Origin of the sequence: Rhizobium sp. WSM1274 (assembly GCF_025200775.1) — a bacterium.
Lineage (GTDB): Bacteria > Pseudomonadota > Alphaproteobacteria > Rhizobiales > Rhizobiaceae > Rhizobium > Rhizobium leguminosarum_I.
Genome location: NZ_CP104138.1, coordinates 2,520,534 through 2,545,435, shown reverse-complemented (window position 1 = coordinate 2,545,435; position 24,902 = coordinate 2,520,534). Strand labels below are relative to the sequence as shown.

Annotated in this window: 23 protein-coding genes and 2 pseudogenes; 12 read left to right on the top strand and 13 right to left on the bottom strand. The window is 62.6% G+C overall.

Annotated features, from left to right (window positions below; all coding sequences use genetic code 11):
* Window positions 1-259 precede the first annotated feature (259 nt).
* From N2600_RS12830 to N2600_RS12805, 6 genes are all read left to right on the top strand, one after another.
* Window positions 260-2,077, top strand: coding sequence for a methyl-accepting chemotaxis protein (locus N2600_RS12830; RefSeq protein ID WP_260296419.1), 1,818 nt, complete (start codon window positions 260-262; stop codon window positions 2,075-2,077).
* Between the two features lie 666 nt (window positions 2,078-2,743).
* Window positions 2,744-4,312, top strand: coding sequence for a peroxidase family protein (locus tag N2600_RS12825; RefSeq protein ID WP_246709757.1), 1,569 nt, complete (start codon window positions 2,744-2,746; stop codon window positions 4,310-4,312).
* 185 nt (window positions 4,313-4,497) lie between these two features.
* On the top strand, window positions 4,498-5,805 hold the full coding sequence (locus N2600_RS12820; RefSeq protein ID WP_222279210.1) for an extensin-like domain-containing protein: 1,308 nt from the start codon (window positions 4,498-4,500) through the stop codon (window positions 5,803-5,805).
* A gap of 140 nt (window positions 5,806-5,945) precedes the next feature.
* Window positions 5,946-6,293 (top strand): hypothetical protein, encoded by a 348-nt coding sequence (locus N2600_RS12815; RefSeq protein ID WP_012757920.1) that lies wholly within the window; start codon window positions 5,946-5,948, stop codon window positions 6,291-6,293.
* 383 nt (window positions 6,294-6,676) lie between these two features.
* Window positions 6,677-6,802 carry a hypothetical protein gene (locus tag N2600_RS12810; RefSeq protein WP_260108884.1) on the top strand — a complete coding sequence of 42 codons (126 nt, stop codon included), beginning with the start codon at window positions 6,677-6,679 and terminating at the stop codon, window positions 6,800-6,802.
* A 103-nt stretch (window positions 6,803-6,905) separates the two neighbouring features.
* Window positions 6,906-7,526 (top strand): hypothetical protein, encoded by a 621-nt coding sequence (locus tag N2600_RS12805; protein WP_260108883.1) that lies wholly within the window; start codon window positions 6,906-6,908, stop codon window positions 7,524-7,526.
* 26 nt (window positions 7,527-7,552) lie between these two features.
* On the opposite strand, the pseudogene N2600_RS12800 reads toward N2600_RS12805, so the two are convergent.
* A pseudogene (locus tag N2600_RS12800) lies at window positions 7,553-8,352 on the bottom strand (class I SAM-dependent methyltransferase).
* Between the two features lie 272 nt (window positions 8,353-8,624).
* Here N2600_RS12800 and N2600_RS12795 point away from each other — a divergent pair.
* Together N2600_RS12795 and N2600_RS12790 are read left to right on the top strand one after the other, a co-directional pair.
* Window positions 8,625-9,020, top strand: a complete 396-nt coding sequence (locus tag N2600_RS12795; protein WP_222279214.1) for an Ohr family peroxiredoxin — start codon at window positions 8,625-8,627, stop codon at window positions 9,018-9,020.
* A gap of 117 nt (window positions 9,021-9,137) precedes the next feature.
* The gene (locus tag N2600_RS12790; protein WP_260296417.1) at window positions 9,138-10,199 is read left to right on the top strand and encodes a DUF3095 domain-containing protein; all 1,062 of its coding nucleotides are present in this window, start codon (window positions 9,138-9,140) and stop codon (window positions 10,197-10,199) included.
* A gap of 38 nt (window positions 10,200-10,237) precedes the next feature.
* Here N2600_RS12790 and N2600_RS12785 read toward each other — a convergent pair whose 3' ends face one another.
* Window positions 10,238-10,651, bottom strand: a complete 414-nt coding sequence (locus N2600_RS12785; RefSeq protein WP_260296416.1) for an NUDIX domain-containing protein — start codon at window positions 10,649-10,651, stop codon at window positions 10,238-10,240.
* Between the two features lie 231 nt (window positions 10,652-10,882).
* Here N2600_RS12785 and N2600_RS12780 point away from each other — a divergent pair.
* Window positions 10,883-12,183: pseudogene (locus N2600_RS12780) on the top strand (epoxide hydrolase family protein).
* Between the two features lie 32 nt (window positions 12,184-12,215).
* Here N2600_RS12780 and N2600_RS12775 read toward each other — a convergent pair.
* Complete coding sequence (locus N2600_RS12775; protein WP_170262006.1) at window positions 12,216-12,722, bottom strand: MarR family winged helix-turn-helix transcriptional regulator; 507 nt, start codon at window positions 12,720-12,722, stop codon at window positions 12,216-12,218.
* A 314-nt stretch (window positions 12,723-13,036) separates the two neighbouring features.
* Here N2600_RS12775 and N2600_RS12770 point away from each other — a divergent pair, with 314 nt between their 5' ends.
* Window positions 13,037-13,816 carry an alpha/beta fold hydrolase gene (locus N2600_RS12770; protein ID WP_222279599.1) on the top strand — a complete coding sequence of 260 codons (780 nt, stop codon included), beginning with the start codon at window positions 13,037-13,039 and terminating at the stop codon, window positions 13,814-13,816.
* Window positions 13,817-13,945: 129 nt separating this feature from the next.
* Here the strand turns inward: N2600_RS12770 and N2600_RS12765 are convergent, their stop codons facing one another.
* Window positions 13,946-14,428: a methyltransferase family protein gene (locus N2600_RS12765; protein ID WP_222279221.1), complete on the bottom strand. Its 483-nt coding sequence runs from the start codon at window positions 14,426-14,428 to the stop codon at window positions 13,946-13,948.
* 219 nt (window positions 14,429-14,647) lie between these two features.
* Between N2600_RS12765 and N2600_RS12760 the strand changes: the two genes are divergently transcribed.
* Window positions 14,648-15,040 carry a VOC family protein gene (locus tag N2600_RS12760; RefSeq protein ID WP_163881872.1) on the top strand — a complete coding sequence of 131 codons (393 nt, stop codon included), beginning with the start codon at window positions 14,648-14,650 and terminating at the stop codon, window positions 15,038-15,040.
* 201 nt (window positions 15,041-15,241) lie between these two features.
* Window positions 15,242-16,606, top strand: coding sequence for a chloride channel protein (locus N2600_RS12755; protein WP_260111041.1), 1,365 nt, complete (start codon window positions 15,242-15,244; stop codon window positions 16,604-16,606).
* Between the two features lie 68 nt (window positions 16,607-16,674).
* Here N2600_RS12755 and N2600_RS12750 read toward each other — a convergent pair whose 3' ends face one another.
* From N2600_RS12750 to N2600_RS12710, 9 genes are read right to left on the bottom strand one after another with little or no spacing between them, the layout of a single operon-like run.
* Window positions 16,675-17,667 carry a dihydroxyacetone kinase subunit DhaK gene (locus N2600_RS12750; protein WP_170280861.1) on the bottom strand — a complete coding sequence of 331 codons (993 nt, stop codon included), beginning with the start codon at window positions 17,665-17,667 and terminating at the stop codon, window positions 16,675-16,677.
* Window positions 17,668-17,718: 51 nt separating this feature from the next.
* Window positions 17,719-18,126, bottom strand: a complete 408-nt coding sequence (locus N2600_RS12745) for a hypothetical protein (protein WP_010001912.1) — start codon at window positions 18,124-18,126, stop codon at window positions 17,719-17,721.
* Window position 18,127: 1 nt separating this feature from the next.
* The gene (locus tag N2600_RS12740) at window positions 18,128-19,705 is read right to left on the bottom strand and encodes a putative PEP-binding protein (RefSeq protein WP_260296415.1); all 1,578 of its coding nucleotides are present in this window, start codon (window positions 19,703-19,705) and stop codon (window positions 18,128-18,130) included.
* The gene (locus N2600_RS12735) at window positions 19,689-20,045 is read right to left on the bottom strand and encodes an HPr family phosphocarrier protein (protein WP_170255213.1); all 357 of its coding nucleotides are present in this window, start codon (window positions 20,043-20,045) and stop codon (window positions 19,689-19,691) included. Before N2600_RS12735 ends, N2600_RS12740 begins: the two co-directional genes overlap by 17 nt.
* Window positions 20,045-20,443, bottom strand: a complete 399-nt coding sequence (gene dhaM / locus N2600_RS12730) for a dihydroxyacetone kinase phosphoryl donor subunit DhaM (RefSeq protein ID WP_170255214.1) — start codon at window positions 20,441-20,443, stop codon at window positions 20,045-20,047. The genes N2600_RS12735 and dhaM overlap by 1 nt, the downstream gene beginning before the upstream one ends.
* Window positions 20,440-21,060, bottom strand: coding sequence for a dihydroxyacetone kinase subunit DhaL (gene dhaL, locus N2600_RS12725; RefSeq protein WP_162117328.1), 621 nt, complete (start codon window positions 21,058-21,060; stop codon window positions 20,440-20,442). Before dhaL ends, dhaM begins: the two co-directional genes overlap by 4 nt.
* Window positions 21,061-21,106: 46 nt before the next feature.
* Window positions 21,107-22,750, bottom strand: coding sequence for a dihydroxyacetone kinase subunit DhaK (locus tag N2600_RS12720; RefSeq protein WP_260296412.1), 1,644 nt, complete (start codon window positions 22,748-22,750; stop codon window positions 21,107-21,109).
* A gap of 53 nt (window positions 22,751-22,803) precedes the next feature.
* Complete coding sequence (locus tag N2600_RS12715; protein ID WP_162117326.1) at window positions 22,804-23,811, bottom strand: ABC transporter ATP-binding protein; 1,008 nt, start codon at window positions 23,809-23,811, stop codon at window positions 22,804-22,806.
* The gene (locus N2600_RS12710) at window positions 23,804-24,901 is read right to left on the bottom strand and encodes an ABC transporter ATP-binding protein (RefSeq protein WP_260056266.1); all 1,098 of its coding nucleotides are present in this window, start codon (window positions 24,899-24,901) and stop codon (window positions 23,804-23,806) included. The genes N2600_RS12715 and N2600_RS12710 overlap by 8 nt, the downstream gene beginning before the upstream one ends.
* Window position 24,902: the final 1 nt, after the last annotated feature.

Here is a 24,902-nt window from a genome sequence, read left to right as displayed (position 1 = left end):
CCGGCGATTCACTGAGGAGCACCCTAATGCAAAGGCCGTGGGCTGTAAAAGATGGCAAGGCGGAGCGCTGAAGGTAGCGGACGGGAAAAATGTTGCAGCCGTTGTGGATTGAAATTTCGTTTGATTTCAAACGGTTGATTTCTGCCGCTTTGGTCTGACCTTACGTTATTTAATAATCTTCTAATTAAGCTTTACGCTCCAGTAATTCCGGCAATTCAGAATGGGATTGATCTCACTTACAAGAATCGCTGGGAACCTCATGCGCAACGTCAAGATTTCCACCCGTCTTTACTGCCTCGTCGGATTCACGCTTGCCGTGCTCGCGGCTACGATGGTCTTCTTTCTGAACTATTCCTATTCCGAGCTGGAAGCGGAGCGGAAGGCGGGGCTGGCGCAAATGGATGCCACGGCGCTCGGCATCTTCGACAAATATTACAAGATGGAGCAGGCGGGTACGATGACCCGCGAACAGGCGCAGGCCGCCGCCAAGGACGTGATCGGCGCGATGCGCTACGGCGCAGACGGTTATTTCTGGATCAACGACATGCGTCCCACGATGGTGATGCACCCGATCAAGCCGCAGCTTGATGGTACCGATATCTCCCAGATGAAGGATCCGACCGGCAAGTTCCTGTTCGTCGAGTTTGTCAACAAGGTGAAGAAGGACGGCAAGGGCTTCGTCGATTATCTTTGGCCGAAGCCGGGCGCCGACCAGCCAGTGCTGAAATATTCCTATGTCGCCGGTTTCGAGCCCTGGGGCTGGATCGTCGGCACCGGTGTCTATGCGGATGACCTTGCCGCGCTCTATCGCCAGAACGCGATCTGGGCCGCACTGCTCTGCCTGCTTGGCGCCGCCGCGACAATCGCCATCGCCTATGCCATCGTGCGCAGCGTGACAGTGCCGATCGCGCGGCTGAAGGCGGCAATGAACGCGATTGCGGCCGAAGAAGCATCTGTGGAGATCGCCGGCAGCGACCGCCGCGACGAGATCGGCCAGATGGCCAAGGCGCTGCTGGTGCTGCGCGATTCCGTCGACGAGCGCAGGGCGCTGCGAGGGCGGGAAGACGAAAGGCAGCGCCAGATCGAAGAAGAGCGCCGCGGCAACGAGGCAAGTCTGCGTTCGGCCTCCGAGCGGCAAACCCAAGCGATGCAGGCGCTCGGCGTCGGGCTGGAGAAGCTTGCGGGCGGCGACCTGACGGTTGCGATCGGCGATATCGGCGAGGATTACGCCAAGCTGAGGGGCGATTTCAACGCCGCCGTCGACGCGCTGAACGGCGTGATCCATGCGATCGCCGAATCGAGTCATGTCGTCAACGAAAGTGCTTCCGACATCAGCGAGGCGACCGGCAATCTGTCGAAGCGTACGGAACAGCAGGCGGCCGCACTCGAAGAGACGGCGGCAGCGCTCGACGAGATCACCGCGACCGTCAAGACCGCATCCGAGCGCGCGAACGAGGCGCGCAAGATGGTGACTGAGACCAAGGCGAGCGCCGGAAAATCCGGCGAGATCGTCCGCAATGCGGTCACCGCGATGGGCCGGATCGAGGAATCCTCCAACCGCATCAGCCAGATCATCTCGGTCATCGACGAAATCGCCTTCCAGACCAACCTGCTGGCGCTGAATGCCGGCGTCGAGGCCGCCCGTGCCGGCGAGGCGGGCCGCGGCTTTGCCGTCGTCGCCCAGGAAGTGCGCGAACTTGCCCAGCGTTCCGCCAATGCAGCCAAGGAGATCAAGGCGCTTATCAGCCGCTCGGCGGCCGAAGTCGAGGGCGGCGTGGCGCTGGTGCGCTCGACCGGTGATGCGCTGCTGGAGATCGAGGCGCTGGTCAATCGGGTCAACGATCACGTCGCGTCGATCGCCACGGCGGCGCGCGAGCAGTCGACCGGGCTGAACGAGATCAATAGCTCCGTCAACCATATGGACCAGATGACACAGCAGAACGCCGCGATGGTCGAGGAAACGACGGCGGCAAGCCGGACTCTTGCCGACGAAAGCACCCAGCTGAAAACGCTACTCGCGAATTTCCGCCTGCGCGGCGGCGAACCTCAGGCCCAGCGTTACACGCGGGCTGCGTGAGACGTACTGACGGCCTGTCGGCGATGTCGAACGGCCCGCACTTCCAAATTAAACCGCATAGGAAAAGAGCCGTCGCGACGGCTCTTTTTCGTTGAGCCGGTTACTCCTCTTTCGTCATGCTCGGGCTTGTCCCGAGCATCTGTCAGCTATGTATCAAGGCCGTACAACAAAGGCCGAGGATGACGGAGAAGAGGTAGGCGGACTTTGTCAGCATTCATAGTCGTTGCAGCTCTCCTCTATACTCGCTCCCGACTATTGACGATCGACCTTGGCCGCAATTCCAAGCTTTTCAGAGAACTATACGTTGCGGAAGTTCTTGGTAAAAAAGAAGCATATTCAATCAGTAAGCGAATGTCGTTGCAATTATTCTGCTGACATGCTTCATTCAGGTTGTACTTGAGGGACGAGGGCATTTCGAAGCTAGCGATAGCTACCGTAACGGAAGCCAACACAATTCTCCAATTTCTCTAAATATCCGAGACCACAGTTCCGGCGGCTTTGGCATGGCCGCTGCCTGTTCCCCTGCATCGGGGATCGATGAAACCGACCTTTTGCCGCCTGCAGTCGTCCGCATCGATGCCGCTGCCCTCAATCACTCCGCTGCCGGAAACCTCCAGGGTTTTTCCGTAATCGCATTCCAGCTTTGCAAACCGAGGGAGGCCCGAAATGGCTCAGAGCAAGCATGGTTCGCCTGTGAGAGGTATGGATAACGTCGCGCAATCGAGCGTTCGCGATCAGAGGTTCGGGAGGATGTTCCGCAACCTGCCGTCCGCCGCATTTACCGAAGCGGCGCTCGTCGATCTCGCGAAAACGATGTTCCAGGGGGAGTTCGCGGAGAAGATCAAGGATCACGAGCCCGTCGATGTTGCGCTCAACGAGAGGGAGCCTGAAGACGAAAATCCGGCGATCCCTGCCGGTTTCACCTATTTCGGGCAGTTTCTCGATCATGATATCACCTTCGATCCGGCCTCGTCGCTCGATCGCTTCAACGATCCCGATGCCCTGCAGGACTTCCGCACGCCGCGTCTCGATCTGGATTCGGTCTATGGCTCGGGGCCATCGGACCAGCCTTTCCTTTATGAGGACGACGAGCTTCACATGCTGCTCGGGACGGACAAGGATTTCGACAAGGCGCGAAACAACCGCCCCGATCTGCCGAGGAACAGTGCCCCGATCCGCCGCGCGCTGCTCGGCGACAAGCGCAATGACGAAAACCTGATCGTCTCGCAGCTCCACACCACCTTCCTCAGATTTCACAACAAGGTGGTGGATACGCTCGGCACCAGCGATTTCGAGCTCTGTCAGCAGACGGTCCGCTGGCATTACCAGTGGATCGTCCTGCATGATTTCCTGCCCCGCATCGTCGGCAAGGAGACCTATGAGCACGTCATCGTCGGCAGGGGCGAAAAACCGAATATTCGTTTCTACAATCCGCAGGGCCGCTATGCCTTCATCCCGGTCGAATTCTCGGTCGCGGCTTACCGATATGGCCATACGATGGTGAGGCCGAGCTACTCTCTAAACAGGATCGTGACGAAGGCGAGACCCTCCGAGCAGGATTTCAACGGGAAGACGGCGACGTTCCATCGCATTCCGGTCTTTTCCCTGACCAATGTGGCGAAGGAACCGCTGGCGAATTTGAATGGCTTCCGCGAGCTGCCCGACCGCTGGGCAATTGATTGGGCCTTCTTCTTCGACGGGCTCGCTCCGGAAGGAGAGCCGCCTCCAGGCGCCGTTCTGCCGCAGCCCTCCTACAAGCTCGATACGCTGCTGGTCGATCCGCTGACCAGCCTGCCGGATCATCAGAAGGAGCCGATCAAGGCCCACAGGGCGCTCGCCGCCTTGAACCTTTTGCGCGGCTGGCGCCTCGGACTGCCTTCCGGCCAAGCAGTCGCCCGCCACATGGAAATGGAGGCGCTGTCGGACGAACAACTGTTCGACAGCGAGGATGCCGAGAGGAAGGAGGCGCGTGGCAAATTGCTGATCGATCATCCCGGCATCTTCAATGGCAACGCGCCGCTGTGGTTCTACATCCTGCGCGAGGCGGAGATAGCAGGGAATAGCCAGCATCTCGGACCGGTCGGCGGCACGATCATTGCCGAGGTCCTCGCCGGCCTCATCCGCGAGGATCGCCACTCGTTCCTGGCGCAATGGCCGAAGTGGCGGCCGACATTGCCGAGCGCTGTGGCGGGTCATTTCACCATGGCCGATCTGATCAATTTCACGAACAGGTAGCCGATCTCGCGCAGCGCGAAACTGCGCTGGGCCTCGTGACTCAACCTTGAAAAGGCCGCGAGAGCGGCCTTTTCGCGTTCATCGCCTTCAGATTGCGCGGGTAAGCTTTCGTTCACCGTTTTTTATTAAATTTGGAGTGAGTTTTTTCGGTCACTGCCCAGCCAGCCTGCGGAAGCGATAAGAGTATGGCGTTTGTTTCCTTTCCTCGGCGAACCCTTTTGCCCGTTATCCTCTCGGCGGCGCTGACGACCTGTTCGATCAGCGACGGACTGGTGCCGCCGGCCAATGTCGACAATGGCACTAGGGTCAGCTCGATCTCGCCGTCGCGGGGGGCAGCGCGCATGGCACCTGCCGTGCGCATGGCGCCGGTGGAGAGCCAGGCCTCCTATCCGGTTTCCAGCGCGCCCGTCGGCAATAGCCAGGGCTCGGTCGATTATCTCGATACGCCAAACCTTGCCGGCACCGGCCATGCCGCCCAAGCCGCACCACAGGCGCGGCGGGGCAAGCTGCCGATGATCGACAGCGACGAGGCCTTAGCGCAGCAGAACCAGAACTGGGGCGGCACGCAGGTGCTTGCGATCCCGTCCGGCGGCGTCAACATGGATGACGATCTCGGGGCCGAGCCGGTTGTCGGGCTGGCGCAGGAACAACAGCAGCAGATCGCCGAGGGCAACGCCACCGAGCCGGTTGTCGACGGCATCGGCACCGATAGTCCAACGCAGCTCAACCAGCCCATGCGCCAGCCCCCGCAGCAGGCAATGCCGCAGCCCGCGGCCGAGGCACAGATGAGCCGGGCGCCTGCCTGGAACGACGGCAGCCCTGTGGTGGCGCCGACCCGTGTTCCCGAAGAGGACGAGAGCGAAGAGGTCGCGATGCTGCGGCCGAACAATCCGATGATGAGTGAGCCGGCAGCGCCCGTCGATCCCAGCGTCATGCCGTCCTCCGAGCTTGCCTGCCGGCGCGAGCTGAAGCGCATGGGCGTCCTCTTCGACGACAAGCCGCCGATTTCGAACGGGCCGGCCTGCCAGGTGCCTTATCCGGTGTCGCTGAAGGGGCTTTCCGGCAATATCGGCGTGCGCCCGGCCGTGACGCTGAACTGCCAGGTGACGCTCGCTTTCGCCAAATGGGTGAAGAACGAGCTGGCACCGTCCGCCCGCTATCGCTACTGGAGCGGCATCAAGACGATCCAGCCGCTCGGCGGCTATTCCTGCCGGCGCATGAACAACAGCCGGCAGAAATACAATCCCATGTCGGAACACGCCCGCGGCAACGCCATCGACGTCGGCAAGTTCGTGCTGAAGAACGGCCACGAGATCGACGTGCGCAAGAAGGGGCTGTTCTCGCTGCGCGAGGGGCGGCTCCTGAAGGCGGTGCGCAGCGACAGCTGCCGCTATTTCAACACCGTACTCGGGCCGGGCAGCAATCCGGAGCACTGGAACCACTTCCACTTCGATCTTCGCTCCCGCAAGAGCGGCAAGGCCTATTGCGACTGATGCATGCCACCTTTAAGCGTGCGGCATGGGTGCGGCTGGTGCCGCAGCAATCGGGGCCCGGCTACGAGAAAACGGTTCATCCCCGCCGCAGGGCACGCTATAGATCGGCCAGGCGGATTGCCGTTTCGAGAGTTTGATCCATGAGTTATGATTTCCATGTCGGCCAGAAGGTCGTCTGCATCAACGATACCTTCAAGCATGTCAGCATCGACCAGCTCATCCGCAAAGGCGAGATCTATACGATCCGCTGGGTGGGCGAATATACCCATTATATCGACGGCACCTTCATCGGGGTGAAGCTCGCGGAGATCAACCGCGGCAATGATGATGGGCCGGAAGGTTATGGGGCGGCCGACATGCCCTATCGCGCGACGCGTTTCCGGCCACTGGTGAAGGACAAGATCTCGTCACTGCGCAAGCTGTTGGCGCCGACGCCCGATGCACCAGTAGAACCGAAAGAAAAAATCAGGAAAAAAGAAAAGGTCTGAGCGCTGGCGCGCCGGGATCTCCTGGTGATCCGCCATTGCTGACCGATACATCCGTAGCAGCGGCTGCACGGCGGCTTCGGCACAACCCATCTTGGCCTGCGCGAGGACGTGCTGGAGCGTTTCAACGATTGGCATCCCTCGCTCGTCGACCTCATCGCCAGAAGCGAGGCGCCGTTGATCGCAAGGCCGCTTTATGCCTTGCCTTTCGGCCACCGCTGGCAGCGCCGGCCAGGCCTCACGCTGATCGGCGATGCCGCGCATCTGATGTCGCCCTTTGCCGGCGAAGGAGCCAATCTGGCGATGCTCGACGGCGCGGAACCGGCGCAGGCGATCATTGCTGACGGGATGATATCGAGGCAGCACTCGCCTCCTACGAAGCGGCGATGCTTCCCCGCAGCGAAGATGCGGCCGCACAATTGGCCGCCGGCCTCGACATGTGCTTCAACGACCAGGCGCCGCGGCCGCTTGTCGATTTCTTCCAGAGCATGCGTTCGGGCGTGGAGGCGTGAACGGATAGTGGCGGTTAGTTAACTGCAGGTTGGCCGACATGATGTGATTGTGCCTTCAGTTTGCCTGTGCAACAGTCCGCGTGGGACATGTTGAGGAGCGGCCATGAGACCGATTTCGAAAATCCTGGCGCTCTGCGCCGCCATCATCTTCATGATCGCGGCCACGGGAACGGCGGGGGCCGATCCGCTGGTTTTCACCTATCACGGATGGCAGGTCGATCTCACCAACGCCAAGGGCGCGGAGCCCGATCGGGAGATGGCCGCGACGGTCAAGCGGCAGCTCGATATCGTCGAGCATGTCAATCTGAAACCCGATGTCCTCACCTTCATGCGCACGATCAGGATCTGGGCCAACCCCGCCGCCGCAAAAGCGGGGCCCGGCCACTACAGCAGCAAGACCGGCATCGACCTGCGCGTCAAAAGTCTTGCGCCCGACAAGCCGATCATCCTGCATGAACTTCTGCATGCCTATCACGACCGGATGCTTCCGGGCGGATTCGGCAATACCGATGTCGCGCAATTCTTCGATATCGGCAAGCGGGTCTGGCCGGGCGATTCCTACATGATGAGCAATGGTCACGAATTCTTCGCGGTCACGGCCAGCGTCTACCTGTTCGGCGACATCGATCGGCCACCTTATTCGCGCAACCAGATGCGGGAGAAGCAGCCACGATACTACCAGTGGCTTGCCGCGCTGTTCGACGACGGCCGGCCGCGGTCGTAAGGGCGCAGCAGACACCGCGATACGGATCAGGCCGCCTTTCTGCTGAGGAACAGCGCGGTCTCCCTGCGGACCTCAAGCACGCCGTTGCGTTGGCTGAAGGCATCGGCAATGGCTTGACGGAATTTGGTAAGCTGGAGCTCGCGGGCGCCATCGCCCGGCGGGTAGGAGGTGAGCGCCAGGAATACATCCTCGGGCTCAGTGATCTTCAGGCTTGCCGGATGCTGCGACGTGGTCACGTTTCCAAACTGCGACCGCATCGATCGTTCGGCAGCGTCATATCCGAAGGCTTCGGCAGCCGGATCGGATGGGGCACTGCCGAATACGGTCGTCAGCGCGTAGATCTCGCGCATATTGCCGGCGCCGTTGGTTGTGACCGCGAGCAGGCCACCCGGCCTGAGCACTCTTGACATATCCGCGATGCCCGCGGCCGGGTCGGGCAGATGATAGAGCATATGCATCGCGACCACGGCATCGAAAGCGTCATCTTCGAAGGGGAGCGCGGCGGCGTCGGCCTGGCAAGCCGCGGACGGAGCCGAATGGCAGTGCGCTGCAACGCGCCATTGCCTCGTCGACCATACCGGCTGAAAGGTCGGCGAGCGTCAGGTGAAGGTCCGCCGGCAGCAGACCTGCCGTTGCCGCCCAGAACCAAGGCTGGCCCACAGCCGACATCGAGGACACGATCGCCTGGCTTCAGGGACAATTGCGCGGCAACCCATGGAAACCAGGCCGTCTCGGCGATGGTGTATTGGCTATGCAGTCGAGCCCGCGCGGCGAGCTTCCGGCTGTCGCCATACTGTCCCGCATTGTCTGCCGTTATGGAGGACATGGCATCTCTCCGGGCTTTTTCATGAGAGCCACCTCGCGCTTGCCGGCAGAGCCTATAGAGGGCTCTGTTCCCAGGCAAGACGTGACTTTGCGCAGCGGGTCGGCCTGCTCGCACAGCTGCCGTTGAGGATTACCTTGATGTGATGAGTTTGGCCTGAGAAATAAATCGCATCCGATTAAATCGGAATAGTGTTGACATCGGTTTTGGTGCGGCGTATTAGAGCGCATCCGATTTAATCGGATGCGTAGTAAATCGAACCGAAGGATATCACCATGACCGAGAAGCTTCTCTTTACCGGCAGAACCCACATCTCCGGCGGCCGCAACGGCTCCGCACGCAGCAGCGACGGCACGATCGACATCAAGCTGCCGCAACCGCATCCGGCTGCCGAAAACCTGTTCGGCATCGCCTGGTCGGCCTGCTATATCGGCGCCATCGAACTTGCCGCCGCCCAGAGAAAGATCACGCTGCCCGCCAGCCCTGAGGTCGATGCGGAGATTACTCTCAACGCCGACAACGGCTCCTTTTTCCTCAGGGCGCGCCTCAATGTCAGCCTCTCCGGCATCGATCGCGACATTGCGCAGCAATTGATCGAGGCGGCCCATGGCATCTGCCCTTATTCCAAGGCGACACACGGGAATATCGACGTCGAAACCACGCTTGTCTGAGCGGGGAAGGGCGGACCTCACCGCCCGAGGATTTGATAGGGAGGGCCTGCCGATCGGCCGGCAGACCCCTTCCTGAGGTAGCAGGCACCGGAACCTTGCCGATCTGGAGAACATGCCATGATCAATAGCCATGCCCAGCCACACCAGGCCTATGACGAGTTTTCGCTCGTGCTCGACCCAGCCGCCTATGAGCCGCTGCCCGAGGATTGGCTGATCGGCATCACCGACGTCGTCAACTCGACGCCGGCGATCAAGTCGGGACGCTATGAAGATGTCAACTTCGCAGGTGCATCTGTTATCGCCGCTCTCGGCAATGCCTGGGGTTCGTTCAATTTCCCCTTCGTGTTTCGTGGAGACGGGGCGGCATTCGCCTTGCCGCCGCACGGCATCATGGCCGCGACCTCGGCGTTGCGGCAGGTCGCGAGCTTTGCAAGAAGCGATCTCGATCTCACCCTTCGTATCGGGCTGCTCACCGTGCGCGAAATCCGCAATAGTGGGCGCGACGTAAGAGTTGCGCGCTATGCGGCTTCGGAAAACGCGACCTATGCGATGTTTGCAGGGGGAGGGCTCAAATGGGCGGAGCAGCAGATCAAGAGCGGCCGGTATCTGGTCAAGCCGGGACGCTACGCGACGAAGCCGGATCTGACCGGGCTGAGCTGCGACTGGACGCCATTCCCGAGCCAGCGGGGCGAGATCCTGTCGCTGCTGGTGGAGCCGAATGACGATACGAGCCCGGAGGTTTTTGCGGCGCTGGCAAAGCGCGTGCTTGCCGTCTTCGATGCGCAGTCGCACCGGTGTCATCCGGTTCCCGTGGATATGGCTATCGCCAGGGATGTTGCCATGCCCAAAGGCAGCGGCAAGCGTGTCGATGCGAAACGCTGGTCGGAGGTTACCGCCAATTCGGATTTCCGCAAATTCGATGACGGTTTGCGCCTGACGCTGGACTGCACGCCCGAACAGATCGACAGGGTCGAAGCGATCCTCGCTCCGGCAAGGGCGCGCGGCGAGATCAATTTCGGACTGCACCGCCAGTCGCATGCGCTGATGACTTGTCTCGTGCCATCAGGTAGCCCGGATTCGCACCTGCATTTCCTCGACGGAATGGGCGGCGGTTATGCCAAGGCGGCCGAGATTATGGAGGCCGGTGCGCTTTCCAACGTCCAGCATCATGCGCGCTGACCCGTTCAACCGGCGAGACGTGGTGACCGCCAACAAACCTAAGCGGGAGTGCCTGTTTCCCGTACGGCGAGGTTTGCGAGAATTTCAGTGAGCTGAGGCGGCGCTAATTTGGCTTCTTTTGTCGCGATGGCGGTGAACCATCTGAGCTCGGTGTGTTCGTCACCGATAAGTCGCGGCTGGCCCTGCCATTTATCGACGTGATAGACATGGAATGTCGCGGATGCTTCGGGCTGGTCTTCCGAGGTGAACCGTCCTGCAAACTGCCAGAGCTCCGGCGTCACGCGTATTTCTTCCATCAATTCCCGGCACATCGCCGTCTCAGCGTCTTCGCCCTCTTCGATATGGCCGCCCGGGAGGCTCCAGCGATCCGGGTGCACCTTGCGCTCGGAACTGCGCCTGGCCAGAAGAACGGTTCCGTTCCGGCTCAAAACGCCCATCGCGATGTCGGGCATGCATTCTCCTTTCCTCATCATCTCGCGCCGATGCTGCCCGCAACCACGGCTCTTTGCAATGACCAGTCGTCCATCGAGACAGTCGAGGCATAGCCTGACCGGGTAGGTTGACCCCCGACATTGCCTGGGAGCATAGTCCCCGGACAGACGCGAATGACCTGCTGATGCGAACGAGGTCGGTCAGTCGATCTTCGTCCGTTTCCGAACAGATCAAACGGAGAGGAGAGCGTCATGCCACCCACATCCCTATCAACGCCCACACGGCGCGAGCTGCTTGCCGCCACGGCCGCCGCCGGAGCCATGAGCATGCTTGCCGGGACGCGTAGCGCTCAGGCAAACGGCGACGGGCTTAGCCCCTTCAGCGTCAATTTCCCCGAGGATCAGCTTGACGATCTGCGCCGGCGCGTCGCGGCCACCCGTTGGCCTGACAAGGAGACCGTCGCGGATGATACGCAGGGCGTGCAGCTCGCGACGATCCAGAAACTCGCGAAGCATTGGGCGACGGATTACGACTGGCGCAAGATGGAGGCGCGGCTCAATGCGCTGCCGCAGTTCATCACCGAGATCGACGGGCTGGATATTCACTTCATTCACGTGCGCTCCCAGCATAAAAATGCGCTGCCGCTGATCGTCACACATGGATGGCCTGGCTCCATCATCGAGCAGTTGAAGATCATCGAACCGCTCACCGATCCGACAGCGCATGGCGGGAGCGAAGCGGACGCATTTGACGTGGTGATCCCGTCTTTGCCGGGCTACGGCTTTTCCGGGAAACCGACGGGGTCGGGAACTGGAACCCGCCACGCATCGCGCACGCCTGGGTGACGCTGATGCAACGTCTCGGCTATACGAAGTTCGTGGCGCAGGGTGGCGACTGGGGCAACGCGGTCACCGAACTGATGGCGGTGCAGGAGCCGCCCGGATTGCTCGGCATCCATACGAACATGGCGGCCACGGTTCCGGCTGACATCGCCAAGGTTCTTGCCGCCGGCGGCATGCCGCCAGCCGACCTTTCGCCGGACGAAAGGCGCGCCTTCGATCAGCTCGACGACTTCTACAAGAATGGGCTGGGTTATGCCATCGAGATGAACAACCGACCGCAGACACTCTACGGGATCGTCGACTCGCCGATCGGGCTTGCTTCGTGGATGCTAGATCACGACATCCGCAGTTACCGGATGATCGCCCGCGTTTTCGACGGAGAGCCCGAGGGGCTGACGAAGGACGATATCCTCGACAACGTCACGCTTTACTGGCTGACGAACACAGCAATCTCCTCTGCACGCCTCTATTGGGACAATGCGCACCATCCGTCGGGCGGGATCTTCGACCCCAGGGGCATCAAGATCCCGGTGGCGGTCAGTGCTTTTCCCGATGAGATCTACCAGGCGCCGCAGAGCTGGGCGGAGAGGGCCTATCCGAAGCTCATCCACTATAACCGGCTGCCGAAGGGCGGTCACTTCGCCGCCTGGGAACAGCCGATGGCTTTCACTGCCGAGCTTAGGACGGCGTTCCGGCCGCTGCGGCAATAGAGCCAAGCGGGATCAGGCGACTGATGCCGCGATCACGATTTCCCCGGTTCGCCCTGCGTTGACCGCAGCAGGTTGTCGCGCAGCGTCGTCACCGATTTCTGCACGACGGGAAAGTCGTCGCCGAGACCGATGGCGCCAATCAGCGCGTCGCCGGGATCGGTTTCAACGAGTTGGCGCCCCGCCGGCGTCAGGCTGACCCGCACCTGCCGCTCGTCGGCGGGATCGCGGTGACGGGTGATATAACCATTCGACTCCAGCTTCTTGAGGATGGGGGTCAGCGTGTTGGATTCGAGGAACATCTTTTCCCCCAATGCGCCGACGGTCTGGTCATCCTCTTCGGAGAGAGCCACCATGGTGATATATTGGGTATAGGTCAGGCCAAGCTCGTCCAGGATCGGCTTATAGGCGCGGCCGAAGGCGAGATTTGCCGAATAGACCGCGAAGCACAGGAAATTCGAAAGTTTTCGGCCTTCCTTGCCCGCTGGCGGGGAGGCGGGCGCGGGACTGCCAGTCTGTCTTGCGGTTTTAGATGCGGGCATGGGTTTATCCTACTAGGTTCTGAATGCTAGGACTTATATATATCGTATCCGATTAAATCGCAATTGACTCGACTGCTGTTTTTGGACAGCCTATCCGGCCGTCGCCCCCAGCTTCCGGAGCGGCGGCCAGTGTCGGGGCGGCGAACTGGTTTTTGGTTGCAGCAAAAAGAGATGACGCGTTTGGAGCTAATTTCCGATACTTTCCCGATCAAAGCTCGGCCATCGCGAGCTTTGGAGATTTGATGTCGGGCCTTCTTATCGCCACCCTGTCGGCAACGGTTTCAGCAACCACCGGACGCACAAGGAACCAGATCATGATGATGAACAGACGGACCTTCTCGGCTGCCCTAGTTGCCGGCGCCGCCGCTTCTCTGCTTGCTACCCGCGGCATGGCCGCGACATCCGCTCCCGTTAAGGCGCGCAACGTCGTGCTGGCGCACGGGTTGTTTGCCGACGGCTCGTGCTGGACCGAGGTGATCGCGCGCCTGCAGGCGGCTGGGCTCAATGCCACGGCGGTGCAGAACCCGCTGACGACGCTGCCCGAGGCCGTCGCTGCCGTGAAGCGGGTGCTCGACCGGCAGGATGGGCCGACGGTTCTGGTCGGGCATTCGTTTTCCGGCATGATGGTCACCGAGGCCGGTGTGCACCCTGATGTTTCGGCGCTCGTCTATGTGGCGGCGCGGGCGCCTGATGCAGGTGAGGATTATACCGCTCTCGCCAAGACCTTTCCGACGCCGCCGGCTTCGGCCGGCATCGTGTTCGACGGCGACGAAGGTCGGCTGAGCGAGGAAGCCTTCTTGCGCGATTTCGCAGGCGACTTGCCGGAGGCGAAGGCGAAAATTCTCTATGCCGTGCAGCAGCCGTTTCAAAAGGCGCTGCTGACCGGCAAGACGACACAGGCGGCCTGGCGTTCGAAGCCGAGTTGGTATGCCGTTTCGACCGAGGATCGGACGATAAATCCCGATCTCGAACGCTTCATGGCCAAGCGCATGGGGGCGAAGACGATAGAGGTGAAGGCCAGCCATTTGTCGCTGATCTCCCACCCTGACGAGATCGCCCGGCTGATCATCGAGGCGGGGCAGAATACGAACTGACCCCAGCGGCCGGCGAAGCGGCCATGGCGTTCGCCGGCTTGCTTTGGCGATGGCCATGATGCCGCGAGGGTCGTGTCTCGACCCGTTTCCGTCATTCGGGTTTCAGCAGGTCGACGCTTCTTCGTCTCGCTACAGCCACCGCCTGATGCGGGCCTTGTAGGCGAGATAAACGTCACCGAATTTCCGCTCGAGATAGGCCTCCTCGCGAGCGACCACGCCGTAGCGGATGACAAGGTAGAACGGCACCAACAGGAGGATGAGCCACAGGCTGTCGAAGGCGACGGCGAGGCTGATGAGGCCGAGGAACATACCGATGTAGATCGGGTTGCGCGTGAAGCGATAGGGGCCTTCGTCGACGATCGTCGTCGTCGGCCGGCTGAGCTGGACCTGTGTCCCCGCCCGGCGGAAGGTTGCTGCCGCCCAGATCAGTAGCGCCAGGCCGGCAAGGAACACGATGCCGCCGAGCACGCCAGCCGGCACGGCCGCCGGCATGAACGGCAGCGCATAGAGCCAGTTAAGCGCGAGCCCGGCGATGACCGTCAGCGCCCAAGCGATCGGCGGCCGCACCGCGGCGCCTGAAGTGTCGCGCAAATTGCCGTTCGCCTCGTTCATGCCGCCACCCATCCGATCTCGTGGTCCCCGGAATTCCAGCGCATGGGGAGCGTGTTTCGTGCCATTTGTCGCGGCTCCTCCACCGATGGAGTTTACCTCGTTTCGAAAGAGATTTGAAGGCGGAGAGGCGCGGTCGAAGTTCGGAACAAGAGGCGGCCGCGGGTGTTAACCGGCAAAGCTTCCATCGAGTTTGCAGCTCCCCATTTGCGAGAAACCACTATGGCCATCCACTTCAATCATACCATCCTGTCGGCTCACGACAGCAAGGCCTCGGCAGATTTCCTGGCCGATATGTTAGGATTGCCGGCGCCGCGGCGCTGGGGGCCGTTCCACATGGTCACAACCGACAACGACGCCAATCTCGACTACATGGAAACGGAAGGTCAGATCGTTCGCCAACATTACGCTTTCCTCGTCGGCGACGCTGAATTCGAGGCGATATTCAACCGAATTCGCGAGCGGAACCTGAGCTACTGGGCTGACCCCGGTCAGCGGAAGCCCGATGAGACCAATGACCACGACGGTGGGCGCGGTGTCTATTTCGAAGATCCGAACGGCCATCTGCTTGAAATCATCACGCGTCCCTATGGCAGCGGCGGCTGGAATCCGTGAGCGTGGCGCCAAGGGAGCCGCCGCCGATGGGTCTGCTCGCCGCAAGTGCTGCGTCCATCGGTGCCCTTACGCGCGCTAAGGAATCAGGTATTCTTCGGCGACATAGCGGGCCTGCGCTCGCCTTGCTGCCATCCGTGGGCAATGAAACCTGGTATATATCATCGCTTGCTTGTAATGCCGCAACTGGAATAGAGACGTTCCTTGCCCTCTCTCATCAGGAAATCCAAGCTTCTGCGCCGCTCCCGTGTTTTCTGGGGCTCGTTTTCCCTTTGGCGGCCGAGGCTGGTTTTCTGGTGTGGGGCATTGGCGATCGGGGTGATCAGCGTCGGTTTCGCAAAACTCGCCGATCTCGCGCAGAAGGCCTTCGGCAGCCTGACTGCCTCGGGGGAATGGGCATTCGTTCTGCCGCTGATGCTGACGCCGCTCGGCTTCGTTGTGGCGGCCTATCTTGCGGCAACCCTCTTTCCCAATTCGCAAGGCAGCGGCATTCCGCAGGCGATCGCCGCCAGGCACCTGAGGGATGAGGCCGACCGCACGCGGCTGCTGTCGCTGCGGATCGCCTTCGGCAAGATCGTGCTCACAGTGCTTGGGCTGTTTTCCGGCGCCTCGATCGGCCGCGAGGGGCCGACCGTGCAGGTGGGTGCATCGATCATGCTCGCCGTCGCCCGCTTCGGTGGCGTGGCGCAGGCGCGTGGGCTGATCCTTGCCGGATCGGCCGCCGGCATCGCGGCGGCGTTCAACACGCCGCTTGCCGGTATCGTCTTTGCGATCGAGGAGATGAGCCGCACCTATGAATCGCGCGCCAACGGGCTGGTGCTGACGGCCGTCATCCTTTCCGGGCTCGCGGCTCTCGGGCTCTCCGGCAGCTACAATTATTTCGGCTTTGCTTCGGCCGCGCCGACCGTCGCGCGAGATTGGGGACTGGTTCTCGTCTGCGGCGTCGGCGGCGGCGCGCTGGGTGCTGCCTTCAGCGGTTTCGCGTTGCATTTCGGGCAGCGTATCCGGCGCTGGGCGCAGCCGCAGCCGCTGAGGCGCATGCTGGCGCTTGCCGGGCTCTGTGGTCTTGCCGTTGCGATCATCGGCGTCGCATCCGGCGGCGCGACCTTCGGCACCGGTTACGAGCAGGCGAGGGGCGCCGTCGAGGGTCACGCCCTGCCATTGCTTTTCTTTGTCGAGAAACTCGCCGCCAGTTTCCTGTCGATGATTTCAGGCATTCCGGGCGGGATCTTTGCACCCTCGCTTGCGGTCGGCGCCGGTTTCGGCAGCACGGTCGGATCGCTGCTCGGCACCAGCATCGCGTTGGCGGCCATCCTCGGGATGGCCGGCTATTTCGCCGGCGTGGTGCAGGCGCCGATGACCGCCTTCGTGATCATTCTGGAGATGACCGGCGACCATGAGGCCGTCATTCCGATCATGGCCGTCTCGATGATCGGCTATATCACCTCGCGCGTGCTGTCCCGCGAGCCCCTCTATCACGGCCTCTCGCGCGTCTTCATCGCCGCCGCCATCCGGGCGCGGCGCGCGGCCGATAGAGGCGAGGAGACAATGGTTCTGCGGGGCGAGTGACGGCGTCGGGCGATGGTACGCTTTTGCCGGCTGGCAGAGGCAGAGTCTTGCGCCGCCCGGCTTACTGGTCATGGCCAACGCAGCGCCGCCGTCGCCACCGGCGCGTCCCAGAGTGCGATCTCCTCGTCGGTCAACAAAGCCAGGGTGACGGACAGTCCCTGCATATCGAGTGAGGTGACGTAGGTTCCCACAAGCGAGCGCTCGATCGGGATGCCTCGTTCCTCGATGAAGCGGCGGGCGCCGGCATAGGCGAGGTAGAGTTCGGCCGGCGGCGTGCCCCCGAGGCCGTTGACGAAGAGCAGTGCTTTCGCGCCCGGCGTCACTGCGATGTCGCTGGCGATGGTCTCGCAGAGATGGCCGATGATCGCGTCGGCGGCGGCGAAGAGCTGCCTGGCATGGCCGGGTTCCCCATGGATGCCGACGCCCATTTCCATCTCGCCGGGCCCCAGCGAAAATGTCGTGCGCTCGGTCTGCGGCACCGTCACGCCGTTCAGCGCGACACCCATCGAGCGGATGCGTGTGTTCAATCCCTCGCCAAGCTGCTTCAATTCGGCCAGCGACATGCCGCGTTCGGCCGCAGCACCCAGGAGTTTTTCGACGATCAGCGTTCCGGCAACACCGCGCCGGCCATTACCTTCGCCGGACCTTGATGTCTCGATATCGTCGCTGACGACGACCATGTCGAGGTTGTGGCGGTCGCCGGCCATCTCGATCGCCATTTCGAAATTCATCAGATCGCCGTCATAGTTCTTGACGACGAGCAGGCAGCCGGCGCCGGTATCGGCCTCTTCGATCGCGGCGATGATCTGGCTCGGTGTCGGAGAGGTGAAGATATGGCCGACGCAGGCGGCATCCAGCATGCCTTGGCCGACGAAGCCGATATGCATCGGCTCATGGCCGGCACCGCCGCCTGATATAAGCGCCACCTTGCCAGCGGTGAGATGGCGGCGGCGGATGCATCTGCGCTCGGGCCCGAACACCACCAAGGCCTCATGGGCGCGCACGAAGCCTTCGACGCTTTCGGCGACCATGGTTTCCGCAGTGTTCATGAACTTCTTCATCAAGCCCCTCCCAAGGCCAAAAGTATTACGCTACGTCAACCAGCGCACTCGTCATTCAGCACCCGATATCGCGACGATCTTCTGCACCAGATCGGAGATCGCCTCTTCCAATAGGCGGTTTTTCCTGTCGTCGCCGAAGTCGGGCACCATCAGCGAAAGGTGCCGCAATTTCTCGGAATGGCCGAGGTCCGGCAGCTTGCCGGGATGGGCGGCCTGATAGGCTTCGAGGAAACGTTCCTCCTCAGTGGCACTAAAATGGCAGACGCGGACGATCGTCGCGAGATGGCGCGCCGGCAGCGGCGTTGCATAGGTCGGGCTGGTGATCTGAGTGACGAAGCTGCGATGTTTTCCAAGCGCCGTCGCCAGGCGCTGGCGCGTGCCGGATGGCCTGTTGTCGATAATCTGCGCCAGAATGGACTTGTAGGCGATAATGGCGTCTTCGGTGTCTTCGCGCGCCATTCTACTCTCCGGCTGCCCTTGTGCCATCGGCGTTGAGGCCGATGATCGCCGATCTTATCGCGGGACGCCGGGCCGGCGCCACGGAAAAATGCCGGAGGCCGGCGGCGAGCAGCCCGGGCAGATAGTGCGGATTGCCGGCCATGTCGCCGCAGATGCTGAGTGGCTTGCCGGAAGTCAGCTTCACCGCCTGGGCAATCAGCCGGAGCACTGCGGGTGCGGCCTTGCCGGCATCGGCATCGATATCGTCGCGAGAGGAGGCGGCGAGATACTGGGTAAGATCATTGGTGCCGAACGAAAAGAATGCTGCTGACCCGAAAGTATCGAGCATCAACGCTGCGGCCGGCACCTCCACCATCATGCCGATCGGCGGCATCCGGTGGAGCAGCGATCGGCGGCCGAGCTTTTCGGCTTCCTCGCGGAACAATTCGCGCATCCTGTCGATCTCGTCGGGAAAGGTCACTATCGGCAGCATCACCGAAAGCTTGCCGAAGATGGCGGCGCGCAGCAGGGCGCGGGCCTGCACGCGGGCGATTTCCGGCCGGGCAAGCAGCAGTCGGATGCCGCGCAGGCCAGAGGCCGAGAGACTAGGCAGGTCTTCGAACCCGGCGAGCGGCTTGTCGCCCCCGATATCCAGCATTCTTATGGTCACCGGCCTGTCGCCCGCCTGTTCCAGCACGCGGCGATAGATCGCCAGCTGCCGTTCCTCATTGGCGGCCTCGGCGATCGAGGCGACTGAAAATTCAGAGCGCATCAGGCCGACGCCTGCCGTCGCCGGATCGAGCGCGTCGATCTCTGCGGGGTCGTTGATGTTGATGGAGAGCAGGATCGGCACGCCGTCCGCCGTGCGCAGTTCGCCGTATTCGGTTTGCGCGCCGGCGGCAGAAGTTCGTGCGGGCATCGGCGATGGGATCAGTATGCCGCCGGCCTTGAGGACGACCGCGCCGGCATCGCCATCCACTCTGACCGGATCTCCGTCCGCTGCCGAAAAGCGGCCGGTGCCGATCACCATCGGTACCGATTTGGCCCGGGCGAGCAGGGCGACATGGCCTGCGGTGCTGCCTGAAAACAGCGCGATGCCGCCGCCTTTCGACCAGTCATGGGCGAGAAAGCGGCTCGGCTCCATATCCTTGCCAACGAAGATCGAACCGGGCGGAAAATCGGCGATCGGGGTGCCGGCGAGCGCCCCAAGCACACGGTTCTTGATGTCGAGAATATCGACGGCGCGTGCCCGCATCTGCTCTTCGTCGGCCGCTTCGAGTTCGCCGATATAGGCGTCGAGGGTGGCGACCCAGGCAAAGACGACGTTCTCGTCGGCTTCCATGCGCGCGCCGGTCGCTTCCGCGATGGTCGGATCGCGCAGCACCTCGATCTGGAAATCGATGATATCCCGGCTTTCGGCATCGGCTCCGTCGGCAAGGCGCTCGAGTTCGCCGATCGAGATGTCGATCGCCTTCTCGAGCGCGCCGTATCCGCCGGCCGTGCTGGGCGCGGGGGCGTCCGGCCGCTCGGCCAGAAAGGCCGGGCCGGATGCGATGCCCGGGGATGCACTCTTTGCTGTCAGCCTAAGCGGTGCGGCCATGTTTCTTTTCCTCATCGAAGTTGCGCTCGATGAGTTCCTTCAGCGCGCGGATCGCCTCTTCGGCGAGAATGCCGTCGGCGCGGATCCGGAGGATCGATCCTTTTCGGATTTTTGCGCTCATGATCTTGATGATGCTCTTGCCGTTCAGCCAGACGTCGCTGCCGTTGACGGCGATCTCGATCGAACAGGGGAAGGACTTGGCAAGCCGCGTGAAGGTAACGGAGGGGCGGGCATGCAGCCCGACGCCGTGCTTGACTTCTACCTCCGTCTGGCAATTCACCTTGAATGGCTCGGGCAATGGCTCGGGCTCCTGTTTTTCACTACGCAATCCGCTGGTCATCAGGGGGACAGTTCCTCGGCTGTGGCGACGACCTTGGCCAGCGACGCGCCCCCCGACGCCTCGGCGGCGGCGATGACGGCGCCTTCGACCAGCGGCGCGTTGCAGATGGAGACGAGGGCCGAGCGGGGAAGGCCCAGCATTTCGATCGCCATCTCGCTGTTGGTTTCGGCGCCGCCGAGATCGACGAAGACGGCGACGCCGGCATCGGACCAAGCGGCTTCGATTGCCCTCAGGATGCCGCCGGCATCGGTGCCGAGTTCACCATGGACATTGCCGCCCGACCAGGCGAGCGGCACGCTGTCGCCCACCATTTGCCGCACCATATCGGCGATCCCCTGTGCCACCAGCGGCGAGTGGGAGACGATCACAATGCCCACATTTGCGGTCTTTCCATTCATTGCGGACGATGCTCCCCGAGATAGCGGCAGATCGCCGTGGTCAGCAGCGCGCAGCTCGACGCGCCGGGATCGACATGACCGATCGAGCGGTCGCCGAGATAGGCGGCGCGCCCGCGCATCGCCTTCATGTCAGCGGTGCGGTTGGCGGAACGCTCGGCCCTGCGGGCGATTGCGCCGAGCGGCGAGCGGCTGGCGAGTGCCGCATGCACGGGATAGAGCACGTCGAGCAGGGTTTTGTCGCCGGCATGCGACCGACCGCGTCTTGCGACGGCATCGATCGCCTGTTTCAGCACCTGCGAGAAATCGGCCTTCTCGTCGTTTTTGCGAAGCTCGCGGCCGATCTCCATCAGCAGCGTGCCGTAGAGCGGCCCGGCCGCACCGCCGACATTCATTACTAGGGTCAGGCCGATCTTTTCCATGGCGTCGGGCAAGGGCAGGCCGGACAGGGTTTCGCCTTCGGCGCTCACCGCCTCGCAGCCGCGCCGCATATTGGTTCCGTGATCGCCATCGCCGATGGCGCGATCGAGCGCACAGAGGTGATCGCTGTTTGCCGCGATCGTCGCGCGACATACCTCGATCAACCCTGCCACAAGCACCGGTTCCGCCTGCACTGTCATCCTCCCTGTCGCCGCGCCCCCCGCAGGCTCTCAAACTTTACTCCGGTCAGGCGAGGCTTGCCACCACGCCGAACGCGCCGGCAACCGCGACGGCGCCGGGATCTGCAACGCCCGCCAGATCCCTTTCGCCGACATAGGAGGCGCGTCCGGCTCTCGCCTTCATCATCGTCTTCGTCGACTCGGCACCGGCTGCCGCTGCCTTTGCCGCTGCGACGACATCGCCGGATGCAAGCGCCTGCAAGGCAGGTGACAGCGCGTCGACCATCGTCCGGTCGCCGACCGCGGCTCCGCCATAGAACGTCATCCTGTCGAGCCCGGCAAGAAGAGCGGCTGATATATCGGCCTTGTCAGCCATCGCCTTTGCTGCGGCGGTGAAGAAGATCGACAGCAGCACGCCGCTCGATCCGCCCATGCTGGTGCCGAGGATATCGCCGAGCGAGGCAAGCGTTGCCGCCGGCCGGTCGAGCGGCAGCGTGTCGAGGCGGGCCAGCACGCTGCGGGCGCCCGTCGCCACCGTCGAGCCGGTATCGCCATCGCCGACGCGGCCGTCCAGCCAGTTGAGGTCGCTTTCCTGCAAGATCAAATGCTCGCAGAGCGCCGTGATCAGGCGCCGGTTGCGATCATTTTCTCCGGCCGTGCCGTTGGCGCTGTCCAGTCCGCCTGATGTTCTCGGTGCGGCGATGACCTCGATCTCGTGGCGTTCGACGGCCGGCGTCCAGGCATGCGGCTCGACCGCTGCCGTCAGCGCGGCCTCGCGCACGGCGTCCAGCCGGATCAGCGACAGCGAGAAGCCGTTCATGTTGAGCGCGGTCATCATCGGCGAAGGCCCGATGATCAGCCGGATGCGATCGGCAAGTGCGGAGGACAGAACGGCCTTGGCAATGATGGTCATTTCGAGCGGCGGCACTGCGCCGAGATTGTTGATGAGGAGCGCATAATTTGCCCCTTTGTGCAGCGCAGGCGACAGGCGTGCCACCATGGTGGAGACGATATCGACGACCGGCTGCAGCGTGATGCGTTCGACGCCGGGCTCGCCATGGATGCCGAGGCCGAGTTCGCCTTCGTTTTCGCCCAGGCGATCCTCATGTGCCTGGCCGGGCACGCTGCAGGTGGAGAGCGACATGCCGAGCGAGACGATGTCACCGGCGGCTGCCGCGGCATGGCTTGCCACCGTCTTCAGGTCCTCTCCCTTTTCGGCGTGATAGCCCGATATCTTGTGAACGAACAGCGTGCCGGCGACGCCGCGCGGCTGGTTGATGCCGGGAATGGCGATATCGTCGGCGACGATGACCATCTCGACGTCGAAGCCCTCGGCGCGCGCTTTTTCGGCGGCAAGGCCGAAATTCAGCCGGTCGCCGGTGTAGTTCTTGACGATCAGCAGGGCGCCCTTTTCGCCGGTCACGGCGCGGATCGCCGTCAGCACGGCATCGACGCTCGGCGAGGCGAAGATTTCGCCGGATACGGCAGCCATCAGCATGCCCTTCCCGACGAAGCCGGCATGGGAGGGCTCATGGCCGGCGCCGCCGCCTGAGATGATCGCCACCTTCGACTTGTCCCAGTCCGCACGCAGGATCACCTTGATGTCGGGAAAGCTGTCGAGGCGGGCAAGACGACCCTTGCTGCTCGTCAGAAGCAGACCGTCCAAGGCTTCGGTGACGATGCTTTCCCTGCGGTTGAAGAAGTGTTTCATCGATTGAGACCCGTCTGTTTGTTTTTCATGCCATCATCAAGTCTGTTTGCCGGTCAGGACAGGCGCTGTCCAGCCGCATCGAAATAAAGCGGATCGCGCAGCGTCAGGCTGATCCGGTCGCCCGGCGCGATCGCCAGATATGGATCTGCAAGTGTGACGAGCTTGTGATTGCCGACTCTGATGTGCAGATGGTTCTGGTCACCGAGATGCTCGATCCAGTCGATCTCGGCATTGGCGTCCTTGCCGACAATGATATCGAGATGCTCCGTGCGGGCGCCCACGGTCTTCGTGCCGGGCGGCGGCCCGCCGCCCGGCAAGAGGTCCGCCGGCAGAAGATTGATGTGCGGCTGGCCGAGACGGGCCGCGACATGCAGGTTGGCTGGATTGCCGTAGATCTCGCGCGGCGTTCCCACCTGCATCAGCCGTCCCTCGGCAACGATGCCGATGCGGTCGGCCATGGTCATGGCTTCAACCTGATCGTGGGTGACATAGAGCAGCGTCGAGCCGAGTTCCTTCTGGATGCGTTTCAGCTCCAGGCGCAGTTCGGCGCGCAGCTTGGCGTCGAGCGAGGAGAGCGGCTCGTCCATTAGGTAGATCGCCGGCTTGCGCACCAACGCCCGGCCGATCGCGACACGCTGCATCTCGCCGCCGGAAAGCCTGGTTGAGCGGTTTTCCAGCTTGTGGTCGATCCGGACCATGCGCGCCACTTCGCGCACGCGCCGGTCGATCTCCTGCGCACTCAGCTTGCGGACCGGCGCCTTCAGCGGGAAGGCGAGGTTTTCGTAAACCGTCATGTGCGGATAGAGCGAATATTGCTGGAACACGAAGGCGACGTCGCGCTCGGCGGGTGCCTCAGTGGCGACATTGCGGCCGCCGATCTCGATGCGGCCGCTATCGGGCTTTTCGAGGCCGGCGATCAACCGCAGCGTCGTGGTCTTGCCAGCGCCTGTCGGACCGAGCAGCACGACGAACTCGCCGTCGCGGATCGAAAGATCGAGGTCGGCCAAAGCCTGGGTGTCGCCAAAGCGCTTGGCGAGGTTCCTGAGGACGACATCAGCCATGCCGGGTCTCCTGATAAAGCGAGGATGGGACCGCGCGGCCCGAGGTGCAGTCGAAGAGCGCGAGTTTCGCCGGGTTGAATTCGAGGCCGACCCTTTCGCCAATCTGGAAGCTGCGATTGGCGGGAACGCGGGCCTTGATCATGCCGCCCGGGGTTTCCACAGCCACGACCTGATTGGTGCCGAGATATTCGCTGCCATAGACGGCGCCGCGTAGCGCCGAGGCGTCGCTGAAGCGGATATGCTCCGGCCGCACGCCGAGCGCCAGCTGGCTTTGGGCCATGTCCTGGTGGATCTCGGGAACGGCGACATCGACGCCGTCGAGCAGGATGGAGCGATCGCCGCTTTTCAGGCTGGAGGTGAAGCGCATGAAGTTCATCGACGGCGAGCCGATGAAATCGGCGACATACATGGTCGCGGGCTTGGCATAAATCTCCTGCGGCGTGCCGAACTGCTCGATGATGCCATGGTTCATGACGGCGATCTTGTCGGCCATCGCCATCGCCTCATGCTGGTCGTGGGTGACGTAGACGGTGGTCGCGTGGATGCGGTTGTGCAATTCGCGCAGCTCGTGAACCATGATCTCGCGGAATTCGGCGTCGAGCGTGCCGAGCGGCTCGTCCATCAGGAAGCATTTCGGGCGCCGGACGATGGCGCGGCCGAGCGCCACGCGCTGCCGGTCGCCGCCGGCAAGACCGGAGACCGAGCGGTTGAGAATATGGTCGATCTGCAGCAGACGCGCGGTCTCCTCGACACGCTGACGGATTTCGGGCTTGGGCATGCCCTGCGACAGCAGCGGGAAGCCGATATTCTTGCGCACGTTCATATGCGGGTAGAGCGCGAAGAGCTGAAAGACGAAGGCGATGTCGCGGGCGCTGGCGCGGTTGAAGGTGACGTCCTCGCCGTCGAGATAGATCTTGCCGCTCGACGGCAGCTCGAGGCCGGCGATCATGCGAAGCGTCGTCGTCTTGCCGCAGCCGGAGGGGCCCAGAAGCGCCAGGAACTCGCCGTCATGGACGGTGAAGCTCGAATCCTGAACGGCGACGAAGCTGCCGAATTCCTTGCGGAGATTTTCGATCCGGATGTCCGCCATG